The following is a 16,027-nucleotide window of genomic DNA, read 5'->3' on the forward strand; positions in this document are numbered from 1 at the left end:
ATACACCGCCGCCGCGGCTGGCGCCGGTGCTACGGGGGAGGGGGGGGGTGGGGGGGGGGGGGTCTGCGCACAAGAAAGGCCCCTGACAGGAGGGGCCTCATGAGGAAATGCGGGAAACAGCGGGCGGTCAGTTCAGGCCGAGTTTGCCGCGCAGGGTGGAGAGATCTTCGGCGAGGGTGTTGACCGGGCCGATCAGGGCTTTGCGGTCGTTTTCCTTGACCTTGTCGTAGGTTTCGAAACCGCCGTCCTGGGTCTTGTACTTGGCCAGGATCTTGTCCACGGTGGCGAAGTTCTTGTCGACTTTGGCGGCGAACGCCTTGTCCTGGCTTTCGATCTGAGGGCGGAACAGGTCGACGATCTTCTTCGCACCATCGATGTTGCCCTGGAAGTCATACAGGTCGGTGTGGCTGTAGCGATCTTCCTCGCCCGACACCTTGGTCGCCGCCACTTCTTCGAGCAGCGCGGCAGCACCGCCGACCACTTTCTCCGGCGGGAAGGTCAGCTCGGCGATGCGGTTCTGCAGATCCTTGACGTCTTTCAGCAAGCCGTCTGCCAGTGTATCCAGACCCTTGGTGGTGTTTTCCGAGTACAGGCTGTATTCCAGGCGATGGAACCCGGTGAAATCTTCTGCCTTCACTCCGGCTTCATGATCGTCGACCCGGGAGTCGATCGACGCATCCAGATCGCTGAACAGCTCGGCGATCGGCTCGATCGCTTCGTAGTGAACGCGGGTCGGTGCGTACAGCTTCTTGGCGGTGGCCAGGTCGCCCTTCTTGATCGCGTCGGTGAATTTGGCGGTTTCCACGGCCAGTTGGTCGACCTTTTCGGTCACGTAGATCTTGTAGTCCGAAACCGGGCCCACCAGGTCCAGGGGTGACTGGGTCGCGGCAAAGGCCGAGAGCGGGGCGTTCAACAGGCCTAGGGTCAGCAGCAGAGCGAGTGGCGTCTTTGTCATGAGGGGTTCCCCGGTGGTCTCAAGTGGTCAAGCGTTGGTCGTGGTGGTTCTGGTCGCGTCGAGCAGGCTGCGGCCGATGAAGTCCTGGGCGCCGGTCACCCCCGGCAAGGTGAAGAAATAGCCGCCGCCGACGGGCTTGAGGTATTCCTCGAGCGGTTCGCCGTTGAGGCGGGTCTGCACGGTGATGAAGCCTTTTTCCAGATCCGCCTGGTAGCAGATGAACAGCAGGCCCATGTCCAGCTGGCCGTTCTTGTTCACTCCGTTCGAGTAGTTGAACGGGCGGCGCAGGATCAGGTTCTGCTGCGACGCTGCCGTGCGCGGATTGGCCAGGCGGATGTGTGCGTCCAGCTTGGTGATCTTGCCTTCGGGGTCCTTGGCGTAGTCCGGCACATCGCTTTCGAGTCGGCCATCCATGGGTGCGCCGGTGGTCTTCACCCGGCCGAAGATGTTTTCCTGCTCCTGCAGCGGGGTGCGGTCCCAGCGTTCGACGAAGTTGCGGATGATGCGCACCGCCTGATAGCTGCCGTGGGCGGCCCAGGCGGGTTCGTCGCTGTCGGGCTGCACCCACACCAGGGTGTTCATCAGCCGGTTGTCGTTGGAATCCGGGTTGGCCGAGCCGTCACGAAAGCCGAGGAAATTGCGCGCGCTCTGCTCGGGTTCGCCCGGTTTGGCGGGCGCTTGCGGCGGCACGGTGCCTTCCTGCTTCCAGCGCACGAACAGCAGGTCGGGCAGGTTCTTGACGATGTCGCGCAGGGCGTGAATGTTGCTGTCCGGCGTGTTGGCACAGAACTGTAGGGTCAGGTCGCCGTGGCACTGATCGGCTTCCAGTGCGTCGTTGGGGAAGCCGACCATCCGCGACAGGCGCTTGGGCTTGACGTCGGTGAGGCCGAAGCGCTCGTCGAACAGCGACTCGCCCACCGACACGGTGATGGTCAGGTTATCTGGCACCACCACCGGGCCGAGGATGCCCGAATCCAGAGGAGGCAGCTTGGGGTCGACCTGAGCGACGGGGCCGCCGGTCATCAGAAAGCGGATGCGCTCGTCCAGGGTGCGGAACAGGCGCTCCAGGTCTGCGCGGTCGCTGGCCAGGACATCGAACGCGACCATCATGCCGGCGGCCGGTCGTGGCGTGACGATGCCGGCCTGGTGCTGGCCCTCGTAGTCGTGGCGGTCCTGGGTCTTTTCACTTTTCGGTGCTTCGGTGACCTTGGCGGCGGGGGCTGCCATCGCCGGACAGCTCAGCCCCGCGCCGGCCAGTGCCGCGCCGGCAGCGCCCAGGCCAAGCAGCACGCGGCGACGCTGGGCGTCGACCGGTGAATTCGGGTTGTCGGTGTTGCTCATGATCGTTGACCTCGTATCTTTTCCATTCGCCGCACGTGTGGCGGCGTCGGGCTTTACCGCGGCCAGCCAATCACACTGTGGAGACCGCCGACGCGGCTCGCGCCGCTGCTACAGAGATCGCGCTCAAACCTTGTCCGGTCTCATCGCGTTCAGTCAGCCATAGCGCGTAAACCGCGACGCGGCTCGCGCCGCTGCTACAGGGTGGAGAGGCCAAGGGCGGGGTCGATGCCGTCGAGGGCATCGGCCAGGGCCTTGGCTTGCGCGGCAATCTGCTGGCGTTGTTCGGCGCTGACCGTTTCGTAGCTCTGGTAACCATCGCCGCTGCGCAGGCTCGCCAACTGCATGGCCAGTTCGTCCGCTGCGGCATCGATGCCCGGCAGCAACTCGGCCGCCGACTTGGCCAACAGCGGACGCAGCAGGTCGATGACCTTGCGCGCGCCTTCCAGGTTGGCGGCGAAGCCATTCAAATCGGTATGGCTGTAGCGCTCTTCCTCACCGTTTGTGCGAATGTCCGCCAGCCCACGCAGGTTGCGCGAGACGATGTTCACCAGTTGTTCGGGCGGCAGCGGTTGAGCCAGCAGTTGGCGTTTCAATTCGGTGACGTCGGCCGCCAGTTTCTTCGCTACCGGTGCCAGGCCATCCAGGGTGTTCTGTTTGAACAGGCCGTATTCCAGGCGATGGAAGCCGCCGAAGGCTGCGTCCTGCTCACGCTTTTCGTAGTAGTCCGCGCGGGCGTTGATAGCATTGTCCAGCTCGGCCAGACGCTGCGCGGCGGGCGCGATGCGTTGATAGGCGGCGCGCGCCGGTGCATACAAATGGCGCGCCTGTGCCAGATCACCGGCAACGATGGCCTGGTTCAACGCATCCACGGCACGGATCAGGCCACTGCCCTGGGTCGCCAGGTACACCCGGTATTCCGACAGCGGGCCGACGAAGGCCACCATCGACGGCCGCGCCTTGGCGGCTGCATCGGATTCGGCCGTAGGCGTCACCTTCAACGTGCCGCGAGGGTTGCTGAGCAGACCGCAGGTGATCTGATAGTCACCCGGCTGCAGGTTGGCGTTGATCACCTGGCTCAGGCCGGGCGCGATGTTCTCGCGCTCCTCGACCACCAGCACGCCGTCGAGGATTTCCCATTCCACGGCGCGTTCGGAACGGTTGACGATGCGAAAGCTGTTGCGCCCGGCAGCCACGGTCAGTGAGGCCGGCTCACAGTTGTGTGGATGGATGTTCACCACGATTTCGTTCTGGGCACTGGCCTGACGTTTGTTAGAAGCGACTTGCGAGGCGTAGTAGAACAGGCCGCCGGCGGCGATCATCACGACCACCGACCCGGCGAGCGCCAGACGCATCAGGCGCGGCGGCGCGCCATTGACTGGATTGGACATGGAGGCCTTACTGATGAGTGGCAGGGGAGGAGGGAACCGGCGTCGGCGCGGCATGGGGCATGAAGAACACCACCAGTGCCACGACCAGATAGATCAGATACGCGCCCAACGTGCTGACGGTGGGAGCATCCTGATAGCCGAACATGCCGGCCAGCACCGATCCGGTCGGACCGTCCATGGGCAGCGTGGCGCTGATGTCGAAGACCACGGTCTGCAAGCTGTTCCAGACCCCGGCTTCGTGCAGGGCCATCACGGAATTGGCGAGAATCCCGGCCGCTACCACCAGGATGAACAGACCCGTCCAGCGAAAGAACAGCGACAGGTTCAGGCGCATGCTGCCCGAATAGATGGCGAAGCCGACCGCCACCGCGACCAGCAGGCCAAGCAGGGCGCCGATGGGCGCGCCAGGCCCTTCGCTCTGTTGAAAAACCGCGAGCAGGAAAAACACGGTTTCCAGGCCTTCACGGGCGACCGCAAAGAACACCATGGCAATGAGCGCGGCAACCTGATGGCGAGAGCCCGTCAGGGCCTGGTCCAGCGCGGCCTGCAACGAATGCTTCACGGAACGGGCGACCTTGCGCATCCAGAACACCATGGAGGTGAGGATGACCACGGCCACCAGGCCGATGAGCGCTTCGAACAATTCCTGTTGTTTCTGCGGAAATTCCGCGCTCATCAATTCCAGACCACCGCCCACCAGCAGGGCCACGGCTGCGGCCAGGAAGACGCCGATCCAGACCGCTGGCATCCATTGACCACGGCCGGTTTGTTGCAGGTAGCTGGCGATGATGCCAACGATAAGCGCGGCTTCAATCCCTTCGCGCAGCATGATCAAGAATGGAACCAGCACTTCGCACCGTTCGAGGAGTAATAAGGATGCTAACTTGTAACATAATGATACTCATTATTGAACAGAGCGCTTGATCTTTGCGCCGAGCGGAAGCTGAACAAATCTTCAGGATGGCGGGGCGAACCTTTGGTCCGCGCCGCCATCGAGGCATCAACCCGTGGTGCCGTACACCTCCTGGCCCAAGCGCAGTACCAGCAGCGTCAATGAATCCGCGTTCGCCAGGATGATCTTCGCGCGCACTTCTGGATTGCCTCGAAAGGCCACCCTGGCTTCGGCCAAGGTCGACTGGCCGGACAACTTGAGGATCATTTCCCGCTGACGCCCATCGTAGTGGCGAAAATCGCGTCGGCCGTTGGTACCGCGCCGGGTGAACAGTTTCGTGTCCGGGGTGCTCAAGGACAATGCCTCGTGCCGTACCCGGTTCAGGCTATGGGCGTAGAGCTGTGCCTGGCTGTGAGGCCCGCCCAGCGTATCGTGTTGTTCGAGCAGTGGCCTGAAGCTGTCCATGTAGGCGATGTCCACGGTCTTGAGTACCTGATGACTGACTTCATGCAGCAATGAAGAGGCCTGGTGATGCAGGAACATGTCGTTCTGGCTGCGGTGGAGGTCCGAGTAGAGGATGGTTTCCGGCGGCAGGACGTAAAACTCTTCGGTAAGGAAGATGCGCTTCTGCGGATCGGTTTCCCAGACGAACGCGTGGGTGCCGTTGTGCCGTTGCTTGTTCAGCCCCACCCAGTAGCGGGGCGAGGATTGCGGGTCCAGACCGGGGGTTGTGAACTCGCTGAGCAGGCGCAGGCAACTGCTGCGAATCTGATGCAGCATGGCCGGTGTCACATCGACCTCGAATATGTCGGTGAGTACGGCGTTGGTTTCAGCGGCGAGCGGTACATGGGGCGCGGTTTGATTCAGGTTGGCCAAGGCGTTGCGCAGGCATTCCACGCTGTGGGCGTGGGCCTCCACCAGCTGCCGATGCCGCCGAGGATACTGCCGGCGAATCTGCAGAGCGCCTTCGGCCTGGGTCACGAACAGATCCGTCAGGTTCTGCTCGGCCACCCATATGTCATAGTGCTCGACGATGGAATAGCCGCCGCCCATCCGCACCACTTCGGCATCCACTCGCCACTTCTGCTGTTCATCGAGCTCAAGGTTCGGGCCGTCGCCTTGAGAGCTGATGATCTTCAAGCCAACGTCGGCGTCCGCCACCTCGTACACTCGACCACTGACGACGGCATAGCGGTGTTTGCCGTCGGTACTCTTGTAAAGGTTGAGCAGCGGGTCGAAGTGCAGCTCGGAGAGCACCACATCGGTGGCCTGGGCATTTTTCAAGGCGGTCAGCCCGGATATCCCCAGCACGCCTTGCTGGGATGCCGCTATCTCGTCGGAAGGCCGGCGCTTGGACGGCTCACGCCACTCCAGGTCGTCCAGGGCTTGCCGCGAACCCACGACAGACGCCAAGGCCGCCACGAGGTCGGCTACCGCTTCTCCCCATTTCTGTTCCTTGGCGGCTTCCACCGAATCGCGGACCAGCACAATGCCCTGATACAGCGCTACCAGCGAGGCCACGGCACTGGGCAGCATGACCGAGCCTTGCTGCAAACCCAGTTCCAGCAGACGGCAGAACGCGTTCCAGGTGGCCTCGCCAGCCGACAAGGTTTGCTCCTTGGCGGCCAGCTGGATCAATTTCAGGGTGTCTTCGAAAATCAGAAACAGCGCATTGCCGGTGTAGGGTTTGTCCGACAAGGTAATCGAAGGCGGGCGGCCCGGGCGTTGGCCATCGCTGACTTCGGTAGTCCATGGAATATGGGGTTCCCGGAAACCGCCGTGCTGGTAGCGTTCCTTGGCCTGTTCCGGAAGGCGCGACATGATCAGCGCCTGCAGGCTGGCGTCGGTTTTCACCTGGGAGAGCAGGCTGGCGCGGTCGGCGTACTCGAGTAACGTCTGTTCCCCACCGTAGGCGCTGTACAACACGACCGGCCCTGCCGCCTGGTCGTCGGGCGCGAACAGGAACATCGCGCAGGCCATGTCAGCGGCAACGTCGGTGTCCGGGATCAAGCCAAATGGCGCAATGATGACGTTGTGACGGTGCAGCGGTTCACGCGCCAGCCCGTCGGGCATCTCCATGACCTGCTCGATCAGGTTGACGGCCTCGTTGCTCAGCTTGCCCTGCATCTGCCGTTCGGCGGCGTAGCGCAGCATCTGCGGCGGTACCCCGCGGGCGAACAGGCGGCGGCGTTCGGCATAGTCGGCATTCGTGGGAGCGAGCCGTTCGGCAAGCATGCTGCGATAGGCACCACCGATGTCGGCTTGGTCCACCAACGTGCGGATCTGGTGTGTGCTTGGGGTGGCAATGGTTTGGCTGGGTGGGTCCAGCACGATGGTCATCGCACTGCTCAACGAGCCGCCGAACTGGTCGACTGCCCACTGCGTCAGCGACTGAGTGACACCGGCGGCACTGCCCAGCGCGATACCGCCACCGGCACTCAAGCCCCCGCCGCTGGTATCGGTCAGCGTGATCTGCACCCGATCGGGATTGTAGGGCCCTTGCGGCCAGGCCTTGAGCATGGCCTCTTTGAGGCGGTCTCGGGAGAAATCCAGGATGTAGGGTATGTTGGCCAGGTAGTTACCCTGAGCATCAGTGGTCAATGCGCAACGTCTCAAGATTTCGGTGTAGCGCGTGATCTGTTCTTTGGAGGCGTATTTCAGCCAGCCAGGCAGCAGTTCCACCAGTTGGCTATTGGCGATTTCGGTGCCCAGCCATTCAAGCGCCGCTGCCAGAGTGTCGTCGCTGTGCTCGAAATCGGTATTGCCCTGCATGAGTTGGGTGGAAAAGTGGCAGTCGATGCCAAGCTGCAGGTTGCTCCTCAAGTAAACCAGGCGTCGATTGAATTCCAGGGCACACAACTCGGCGATGAAATCGCCGCGCAGGGCATGGGTCGTCAGGTCGGACGCGCCTCCCAGGCTGGCGTTGTCCTGAATAGGGCCTGCGCGGTCCCGGAAGTAGCGACCGCTGCCCAGATTTCGCGATCTTGACGGGTGAGTCACGACGGTGGCGACGGTCTCCTTCATCTGCTGGGCAGAGCTGAACGCCCGCAGGCCATCGTGGGTCGACCACATCAGCACCGGGCCTTCGGGTTGCGAGCGCTGATGAATGAGCACCAGATTGCTCAGCACGACCTCACTGCCATCGCTGCGCGCGCGCAGGCACAGGCTTTGCACCTCCACGTCCAGTGCATTGCGCAATGCCGCCGTCGGTCGATCCAGCGCAACAGCCAGCCAGTCGAGCATCTTCTCGTCGATTCGCCCTTCACGCCGCGCCGACGCCAGACCGATGCGCAGGCAGCGTTCGGTGATGGCTCGCCGCTGCCCCTGCAGGTCGTAGGTGCCGCGGTAATGCCCGTAGGGGGTGGTGTCATGGCGAGCGGCCAGGCGCGCAAATGCACGAGGCACGTGTCGGCGTTGCTCGCCGATCAGGCGTTCCATCTGCAGGATGTCGGGCCATTGCAGGGGGTTGCCACGGGCGTCCAGCACCGCGTCGACACTGGACAGTGCCTGAACGATAGCGCCGCTGCAGCGCTCCAGAAAGTAGTCCACCAGGCTGATCGAGGACAACTGCGGCGAGCCGGCGATACGCAAGTGCAGTTGATCAACGGGCAGCGTCGACTGGATCGCCAGCAAACCGGGCGCCAGCAACTGTTGCACTCCCTTGACCAGGCTCAGTGAGCGCTTGCGCTGCCCATCCAGTTGACGTTGCATGGCGTGCAGTTCCCGCAGCCAGGTCTGGCTGGGCGGCCCGCTCGGCTCGTCGACCGCCGGGGTGGCGGGGGCGGCGTGCTCCACTGTCTCGCCCAGCCAGGCCAGATTGGGCTGGAGCAGATCATGGAGTGCCGTGGCCTGGGCCATGGCGGACAACGGATTGCCGCGCAGCTGAGCTGGCGTGTTGAAGCAGTCCTGAACGCGGCGGCGCTGCAGATCGATGAAGCCATCGGCGAGGGCTTGCCACGGGCTGCTGGTGAGGGGCGTCAGCTGCGCCCTGGGAACGATGGTGGCGTTGAACAGCTGGCGTTGGCTGGCAATGATTCTCGGACTGCTGGGGGCTTGGGCGATCAAGGTGTCGAAATGCCGGCTCAAGGCCCCGAAGTCGCTGCACAGCGTGAAGCCCTGGTCGCAGCTGTACAGCCAGTGTCCCAGTGCGGCATCGTTTCTATCGCTGATCACCAGCACCCCAGGCCAGGGTACTGCACGGTCGGTTTTAACCGGATCGGCGGCGAAGCTCAGCCTTGCATGACGATGTCCGCACGCGGTTTGCCTTGCGCTGCGTCCATCAGCAACGCTCGCTGCGCCGGGGTGTAGCCCAGATGTGCCTGGATCTCCAGCACCGCGTTCAGGTAGCTGTGCTTCAGGTGTCGGGCCAGTAACGTGCGGTAGGTCGACGCCGAAGACGACGGCGTGGTAGCCCAGAAACCGACCAGCGCTTGATCGAAAGCCCCTGGAAGTTTCGCCACGGTGCTCGCGATGGTCGCGCTGTAGGTGGCCGTTTCAGTGGCGCTGAGGGCCTGGCCGTACACGCCGATGAAGTGATGCTCCACGGACGGGCTGCCACGACCGGTCAGCCTGTCCAAGCCGACATCGATCAGGTTCTGGGTGGTCTCGACGGTTCCAGGGGTGCCCACCCGGCGCTGTATGCGGTGCAGGGCCGGGACGATCGGGTCGCTTGCCGGCAGGGCAGTGCGCAGGGCGCGGGTCAACTCCTGATCCAGCACGGTGCGTAACGCCGGTACGCTCTGCAAACACGCCACCAGGGGCTTGAGCCGCTTGGCATGGGCCTGGATGATCGCGTCCATCCAGCGTTGAAACGGCGTCCTGGACACCGACAGCCAGCGCGCGTAAGCCCCCTCCAGGTCGGGTCCGGTACCAGGCTCGAGCAGGGCCGCTTCGAGTTCATGGCGAGTAAAAAAGGGCAATATCCCGGCCATCGGGGAGTAGAAATAGACGGCCGGGTTGGTGATGTCGGCATGGGCGATCATCAGACCGCTGAAGATACCGGGCGCCGCATTGGTCAACAGGCTGATGCGCATGTCACTGGGCAGACTGGGCTGTTCGGGCAACCGCCGCAGCCAGTCGTGCTCGATGACGCTCAAGCGTTCATCCTGCAGGGCTTGCAGCAGTTGGCGGGACATGCGCTGCGCCAGCGATCGGGCATGGAACCAGGGCAGGGTGTTGGACATCGGGCGGACTCCTTGTGGTGCAAGCCGGTCCTTGCCAGCTCGCGGAGCGCCTACGCTAGAACCTGTCCGGTCCGGGGAAGCTGTAGATATGTGTGACCTGGGATCGCCGCCTGGGCCCGTGCAGATACAAAAACGCCCCGGCACTGGCCGAGGCGTCTGGTCTCACCGCAATCGATCAGACCGGGAACAGTTCGCTCAGCTTCATGGCCAGCATCATGTCGCCTTCGGCGCGCAGCTTGCCGCCCATGAAGGCCTGCATGCCGTCGGTTTCGCCGCTGACGATGCCCTTGAGGGTTTCGCTGTCCATGACCAGAGTGACGTTGGCGTCCGGATTTTCACCTTCCTCCAGTTCGCAGGTGCCGTCCTTCACGTGCAGCGCGTAGTGCTTGTCTTCGTCGGTGATGTTGAAACCGAAGACCAGGTCCAGACCTTGGGCGGCGGCTGGATTGAACTTGGCTTTCATGGCTTGTACGGCGTCGGCTACGGAGGTCATGGTGCGTTCCTTTTGTTGGAAGGGTGCGGCGATCGCGCAATCTTGGGAGGGCCAAGGCTCGATGTGACAGTGAAAGTCTTCCGAGGGTAGGGGGGGCATCGACAGCTGTCAACGAAAAATCATACGTGCGTTTGAAAGGCTTGTTTGATGCCGATCGTTTCACGGCTGGCCCAAGGCTTTGCCCCCCGGTATGCTGGGCCCATTCAATCGCCCCCTGGTTTGGCGGGCGTCATGCATGTAAGGAGTCACCGTGGAGTTTCTTGCCGATTACGCCGGTTTTCTGATCCGGACCGTCACCTTGGTCGTTGCCATTCTGGTGGTGCTGGCCGCGATTGCCTCGCTGCGTGCCAAGGGCCGGCGCAAACCGGCTGGCCAGTTGCAGGTCAGCAAGCTCAACGACTTCTACAAGGGCCTGCGCGAGCGGCTCGAAGCCGGGCTGTTCGACAAGGACAAGCTCAAGGCCTTGCGCAAGGAACAGGCCAGGACCGACAAGAAAGCCAGGAAGAAAAAGCCCGAGAGCAAGCACCGGGTGTTCGTCCTGGACTTCGATGGTGACATCAAGGCCTCGGCCACCGAGAACCTGCGTCATGAGATCACCGCCGTGCTGACCCTCGCGACGCCCAACGACGAAGTCGTGCTGCGCCTGGAAAGCGGCGGCGGCATGGTTCACAGCTATGGCCTGGCGTCCTCGCAACTGGCGCGCATCCGCCAGGCCGGTGTGCCGCTGACCGTGTGCATCGACAAGGTCGCGGCCAGTGGCGGCTACATGATGGCCTGCATCGGCGAGAAGATCATCAGCGCACCGTTCGCCATCCTCGGCTCCATCGGCGTGGTGGCGCAGTTGCCCAACGTTAACAAGCTGCTGAAGAAGCACGACATCGATTTCGAAGTGCTGACGGCCGGTGAGTACAAACGCACCTTGACCGTGTTCGGCGAGAACACCGAGAAAGGCCGGGAAAAATTTCAGGAAGACCTGGACGTCACTCACAAGCTGTTCAAGAGCTTCGTGGCCCATTACCGGCCGCAGTTGTCCATCGATGACGTCGCCACCGGTGAAGTCTGGCTGGGCGTGGCGGCGCTGGACAAGCAACTGGTGGATGAGCTCAAGACCAGCGATGAGTACCTGGCCGAGCGCGCCAAGCAGGCCGAAGTCTTCCACCTGCATTACGCCAAGAGCAAAAGCCTGCAGGAACGGGTCGGTCTGGCGGCCAGCAGTTCGCTCGAGCACGTGGCGAGCAAGGCCTGGGGCAAGCTCACCCAGCAGCGCTTCTGGTAACGGTCAGCCTTATGTAGTGCAGAACCCGATGTAAACCTTGCTCCACTGATTGCCCGGGAGTCTTTCGCTGCCGGGCAATCTTTCTGGAGCCGTGTCGTGACCCCGCAAACCCCCTCTCCGAGTCCAGGCACTGTGCCTGCGAACCATGATCTTGTCGCTCGCCTGCTGCCCGCCTGGCTGACCCGTGCCAGCGTCCAGGGCCGTGCCGAGTACCAGCAGGCACTGACCCTCGGTCATGCCGCCCAGGCCCGGGTGCGAAGCTTGATGAACACCGTCAAGCCGCCCGCCACCTTCGCCGCCGAGCGCCTGGCTCCGGCCTTGCGTTCGCGCTTCAATCAGGACGTGGACCTGAACGACACGCAATGGGTCCGGTTCGAGTACAGCTACGGCATCGACCGCCGCGTGACCTCCGTGCGCCGTCAGACCTTGCTCGAAGTCGCCATGGCCAACTTCGGGCCCGAGGAAAGTGAACCGGGGGCCTATGACAGCGATACCCTGCTGGTGCCGGCCCGCGCCCTCAAGTTGGAGGTGGGACCCCGGTTGGCCTGGCGTCTGGACCGTACCCAGGTGCTGTCCATCACACCCGAACAGTTTGCTCGTGCCTGCCGGGAAATCGATCTGGGCCAGGCCTATCAAGAGCATGTGCAGCAGGTCTTTCACACCGACGAGTCGAACGCTGGCAGTGCACGCGAACGGCTGGAAGCGAGCTTTCGCAGTGATCTGAAAGCACAGATGGCCCGTTCGCTGCTGCGCGGTGACATCACGGCCCAGTGTGAACAGGTGCTGCAGCAATTGTTGCGCGGGCCTTCCAGCGACGTCAGTTGGAACGGCACGCCGGTCGTGGTTTCCGGGGTGCGCGCCTTGGTCACCTGGTTCAGGAGCGGCACGGTGTTGTCGGGCATGTTCGTGGTTCAGGCATCTGCCAGCGCCGATGCGGCGTGTGTGGTCTATCTGCCAGGTGATCCGGACTCGCCACTCAAGCAATACACCAGCGTGCAGGCGTTCGCCGACGCATTGCGCGAAAAGCTGCGGCGCGCCGGTTATGCCGACTATTTTGCGCGGTTCATCTGCGAAGCGGATCGACATGGCTTCTTCGAGCGGTTGAACGACACGTTGCGGCCCGAAGCGTTTTCCCTGTGGACGCCCAAAGGCCGGGTCGATGACCCGAACGCCGATATCGGCGTGCGACTCGAGCCCCGTGTCGGTGGTGTGGTCGAGCGCCTGTACGAAGATGCGCTGGGCATGCTTGTCGCCAACGCGCGGACCTTCGTGGTGCCCACTGCCGAGGTCGACCGGGCTGCCCGTGAGGCGCATCTGCTCAAGTACCTGGAATGGGGTACCACGCTGCTCAATGCGTCGGCGTTCTTCGTTCCTGGCATCGGTGTATTGATGGCCGCCGTTGGCACCGCCCAGTTGCTGGGCGAGGTGTTCGTGGGCATCGACGATTGGGAGCATGGGCAGACCCAGGAGGCCCTGGATCACTTGTTCAGTGTGGCCGAAAATGCGGCCTTGATCGCCGCCACCTCGGCGGCCGAGATCACCTTGGCACGCTCGCCCTTCGTCGAGGGGATGCTGCCGGTGGTCGACCGCCACGGCGCGACACGGTTGTGCAACCTGAAACTGACCGATTTTGCCAGCCCGGAACCCTTGCCCGTGCATCTGCAACCGGACCCTGCTGGCCAGTATCGGCAGGGCGCTGACCGCTATATCAAACTGGACGGCATTGCGTACCGGCAGAGCGAGGACGTCGAGCTCGGCCGGTGGTACCTGGAACATCCCGACCCCCAAGGGGGATTGCGGGTGGCGCTCCAGCACAATGGCGAAGGCGCCTGGCGGGCGGCCCATGAAGACCCGATCAAATGGACCGTCGAACAGGCCATGAGCCGATTGGGGCCGGTGTTCGAGGGGTTTACGCCGGGCACGCTGCAGCGCATCCGCCAGGTCACGGGGATCTCCGCCGCGCAGATCCGTCAGATCCACGTCCAGGGTTTGCCACTTCCGGCAACCCTGCGCCTGGTCGTCGCTGACGTTCGCGCCGCTCAGGGGATGAAGTCGCAACCTCATGAGTGGCCCGCCGAGCATGCCGCCGCCGCGCTGCGTCGCGACTTTCCGCGCTTGCCCTGGGAGCTGGGCGAAGCGCTGTATCGTCAGGCCAACGCGCAGGAGCGCCTGCAACTGACGCAGCGCCAGCGAGTCCCCCTGCGGTTGGCGCTGAAGGCCCATGAGGGCATACGCGAGGCCAACCTGAACCGTGCCATCGGCGGGCTGGTGTGGCCGTCCATGGCCAACCCTGCCGCCGCCAGGCTACGCCAGGGACTGCTCGATCTGCTGCCTGAACGCGAACGTGCAGTCGCCACCGCTCAACGCATCATCCAACTTGCGCTGGCCGACCGCGAGCGTGCCGCGCGCCTCATCGGCCAGCGTCGGATGCCCGCTTTCAACGGGCCGGAGCGGTTGGACGACGGCAGGATCGGCTATCGCCTCAGCGGCCGCGGGCGTCCTGCACAGGCGCCAGCGTTGCCTCATATGGCGGCAGACCTCGAGCAGGCTCGCCACGAGGCGGAGGGCGCACGACTGGAGGCTGTCTTGAATCAGTGGGCCCTGCAGCCGGCGACCGTAGCGGACGAAAATGGCAACCCGGTGCCCGTGGACCCGGCGCATCGCACCCTGGCCGCACAACGCCTGCGCGATGCCTGGCATCGTCAGGCGCCGCTGGCGGAGGGGCTGGCAGGCGATCCGCCGCAGTATTTCCTCGACCTGTCGGAGCTGCGGGTCGGCGCTTTGCCGGCATTGACGGCCGATTTCAGTCATGTGTCCTACATCACGCTGGAAGGCGCTGGACTCGAAAGCTTGCCGACGGGCTTTCTGCTGAATTTTCCCACCCTCACCGTGCTCGACCTGCAGGGCAATCTGCTCAGCGAAATCCCGGCCGAGGTGGCCGCGTTGCCGTACCTGGAATCCCTGACGCTGGAGAACAACCGGCTGAGGGCGTCGCCGACGATGTTCGATGCCCTGCGCGGGCTCGATCGACTGCAAGCGCTGGTGCTGCGCAACAATCCGATGCGTCTTCCGGCACCGGCGGTACAGGCATTGAGCGATCTGACGTCGCTGCGCTACCTGGTGCTCAGCGGTACCGACACTGTTGCCATGGCCGAGCACCTGCCCACCTTGGCTCGGCTGACCCAGCTGGAAAACCTCTGGCTGAGCGACAACAATCTACGACTGACGCCGGCCGCCATGCAGGCGTTGTGTTCGCTGCCGCTGCTGGACTACCTCGACCTGTCCGGCAATCCGTTGGGCGAGCACCTGGACCTGGCGGGGCTGCCCGTGATCGGCGCCCTCAACCTGCGGGCCTGCGGCCTGACGCAGTGGCCTCGGGGGCTGACGCAGCTGATGTCCCGTGAGCCTTTGACGCTGCGCCGCGTAGCGCTCGACAACAACGCTATCGTCGACGTGCCGTCACTGACCGAACTTGCCTTCTTTCAGGAAGAACCGCAGGTGGCAACGCCCTTGATCATCTCCTATGCCGGGCTCAGCGAGCTCAGTGTCCGGCGGCTGCAGGCGGTGGGCGTTTCCTTCAAGTACCTGGACATACTGGCCGCCGCAGCCAGTCCCGAGAGACTGCAGCGACTCCGTGATCTTCGCGCACACCCTCGGTCTACGCGCTTCATCCAGTTGCTCGATCGTCTCGGCGAAACCGCCGACCAGGTGCTCGTGCCGGACAATCTGGCCAGTCGCGCCTGGGCTGTGATCGATGCCGCCGCCCAGTCGCCCGTGTTGCGTGACGAGTTGTTCCTGCTCGCCCAGCGCCCGGACGCCTGTGGCGATCAAGTCATCGCGCTGTTCAATGATCTGGAGGCGCAGCTGCTGTTCGCCAGGGCCAACGATGCCACCTTGGACGGCCCGCAGCGGGCCACCGAGCTGCTCGCGACTTCGCGCAGCCTGTTCCGGCTCAACCAGGTTGAATCGCTGGCCCGTGCCGAGGCGCAGCGGCGTGTGCAAGCGCGGCAGATCGAGCCGGACGAGTTCGAGGAGGTCGAGGTGCTGCTGGCCTACCGCATTGGCCTGGCGCAACGCCTGGAGCTGCCCAACCAACCCCATGGCATGCTGTTCGCCAACATCGAGCCGGTCACGGCGCAGCAGCTCGATGCCGCGGCGCAGCAGGTTCATCAGGCCGAAACGCGGGAGGCTTTGCTGGAGTGGCACATGGTGCAGGACTACTGGCTGGGCTACCTGCGCCGTGCGTTCGCCGAGCGGCTGAGCCAGACCCTGGCGCCTTTCGTCGCACGGCAGCAGGCGCTGGAAGCGGCACCCTACGATGACGGGTACGACGAGCGACTGGTGGCGCTGCAAGTGGAGCGACACGCCGCCGAAGCAAGTCTGTTGAGGGCACTGACCGAACACGCCATGGACGGCTGAGCGGGCACACACCTATCTACCTCAACCACAGCGTGGGGCTTTGTTCCACTGGCGCTCTGCCCGCTACACCCCGTGGCGGG

General features: G+C 63.8%; 9 protein-coding genes. 2 read left to right on the forward strand and 7 right to left on the reverse strand.

Features of this window, described 5'->3' with window-relative positions:
• Positions 1–127: 127 nt before the first annotated feature.
• The 7 genes from efeO (QMX89_RS19905) to QMX89_RS19935 all read right to left on the reverse strand — a co-directional run bounded on the left by efeO (QMX89_RS19905) (position 128) and on the right by QMX89_RS19935 (position 10,252).
• Positions 128–955: an iron uptake system protein EfeO gene (efeO, locus tag QMX89_RS19905; protein WP_282349552.1), complete on the reverse strand. Its 828-nt coding sequence runs from the start codon at positions 953–955 to the stop codon at positions 128–130.
• A gap of 27 nt (positions 956–982) precedes the next feature.
• Complete coding sequence (efeB, locus tag QMX89_RS19910) at positions 983–2,296, reverse strand: iron uptake transporter deferrochelatase/peroxidase subunit (RefSeq protein WP_282349554.1); 1,314 nt, start codon at positions 2,294–2,296, stop codon at positions 983–985.
• Positions 2,297–2,490: 194 nt separating this feature from the next.
• Entirely contained in the window at positions 2,491–3,684 is a 1,194-nt protein-coding gene (gene efeO / locus QMX89_RS19915; protein WP_192067296.1) for an iron uptake system protein EfeO, read from the reverse strand.
• Between the two features lie 7 nt (positions 3,685–3,691).
• The gene (gene efeU, locus QMX89_RS19920; protein ID WP_134722467.1) at positions 3,692–4,534 is read right to left on the reverse strand and encodes an iron uptake transporter permease EfeU; all 843 of its coding nucleotides are present in this window, start codon (positions 4,532–4,534) and stop codon (positions 3,692–3,694) included.
• A gap of 150 nt (positions 4,535–4,684) precedes the next feature.
• A complete protein-coding gene (locus QMX89_RS19925) occupies positions 4,685–8,749 on the reverse strand; it encodes a DUF6543 domain-containing protein (protein ID WP_282349555.1) in 4,065 nt (1,354 codons plus the stop codon).
• A 56-nt stretch (positions 8,750–8,805) separates the two neighbouring features.
• Entirely contained in the window at positions 8,806–9,759 is a 954-nt protein-coding gene (locus QMX89_RS19930; protein ID WP_282349556.1) for a hypothetical protein, read from the reverse strand.
• 175 nt (positions 9,760–9,934) lie between these two features.
• On the reverse strand, positions 9,935–10,252 hold the full coding sequence (locus QMX89_RS19935; protein WP_049859445.1) for an SCP2 sterol-binding domain-containing protein: 318 nt from the start codon (positions 10,250–10,252) through the stop codon (positions 9,935–9,937).
• Positions 10,253–10,502: 250 nt separating this feature from the next.
• On the opposite strand from QMX89_RS19935, the gene sohB reads away from it, so the two are divergent.
• Together sohB and QMX89_RS19945 are read left to right on the forward strand one after the other, a co-directional pair.
• Entirely contained in the window at positions 10,503–11,528 is a 1,026-nt protein-coding gene (sohB, locus tag QMX89_RS19940) for a protease SohB (protein WP_282349558.1), read from the forward strand.
• A 96-nt stretch (positions 11,529–11,624) separates the two neighbouring features.
• The gene (locus QMX89_RS19945; RefSeq protein ID WP_282349561.1) at positions 11,625–15,947 is read left to right on the forward strand and encodes an NEL-type E3 ubiquitin ligase domain-containing protein; all 4,323 of its coding nucleotides are present in this window, start codon (positions 11,625–11,627) and stop codon (positions 15,945–15,947) included.
• The last annotated feature ends 80 nt before the right edge of the window (positions 15,948–16,027 follow it).

It is taken from the genome of Pseudomonas sp. PS01301 (assembly GCF_029960215.1).
GTDB lineage: Bacteria > Pseudomonadota > Gammaproteobacteria > Pseudomonadales > Pseudomonadaceae > Aquipseudomonas > Aquipseudomonas coleopterorum.

What these genes read in the sequence shown, in the direction of transcription:
- efeO (WP_192067296.1), bottom strand. Translation starts at nt 3,684, where the DNA reads ATGTCCAATCCAGTCAATGGCGCGCCGCCGCGCCTGATGCGTCTGGCG.
- QMX89_RS19935 (WP_049859445.1), bottom strand. Translation starts at nt 10,252, where the DNA reads ATGACCTCCGTAGCCGACGCCGTACAAGCCATGAAAGCCAAGTTCAAT.
- efeB (WP_282349554.1), bottom strand. Translation starts at nt 2,296, where the DNA reads ATGAGCAACACCGACAACCCGAATTCACCGGTCGACGCCCAGCGTCGC.
- QMX89_RS19930 (WP_282349556.1), bottom strand. Translation starts at nt 9,759, where the DNA reads ATGTCCAACACCCTGCCCTGGTTCCATGCCCGATCGCTGGCGCAGCGC.
- efeO (WP_282349552.1), bottom strand. Translation starts at nt 955, where the DNA reads ATGACAAAGACGCCACTCGCTCTGCTGCTGACCCTAGGCCTGTTGAAC.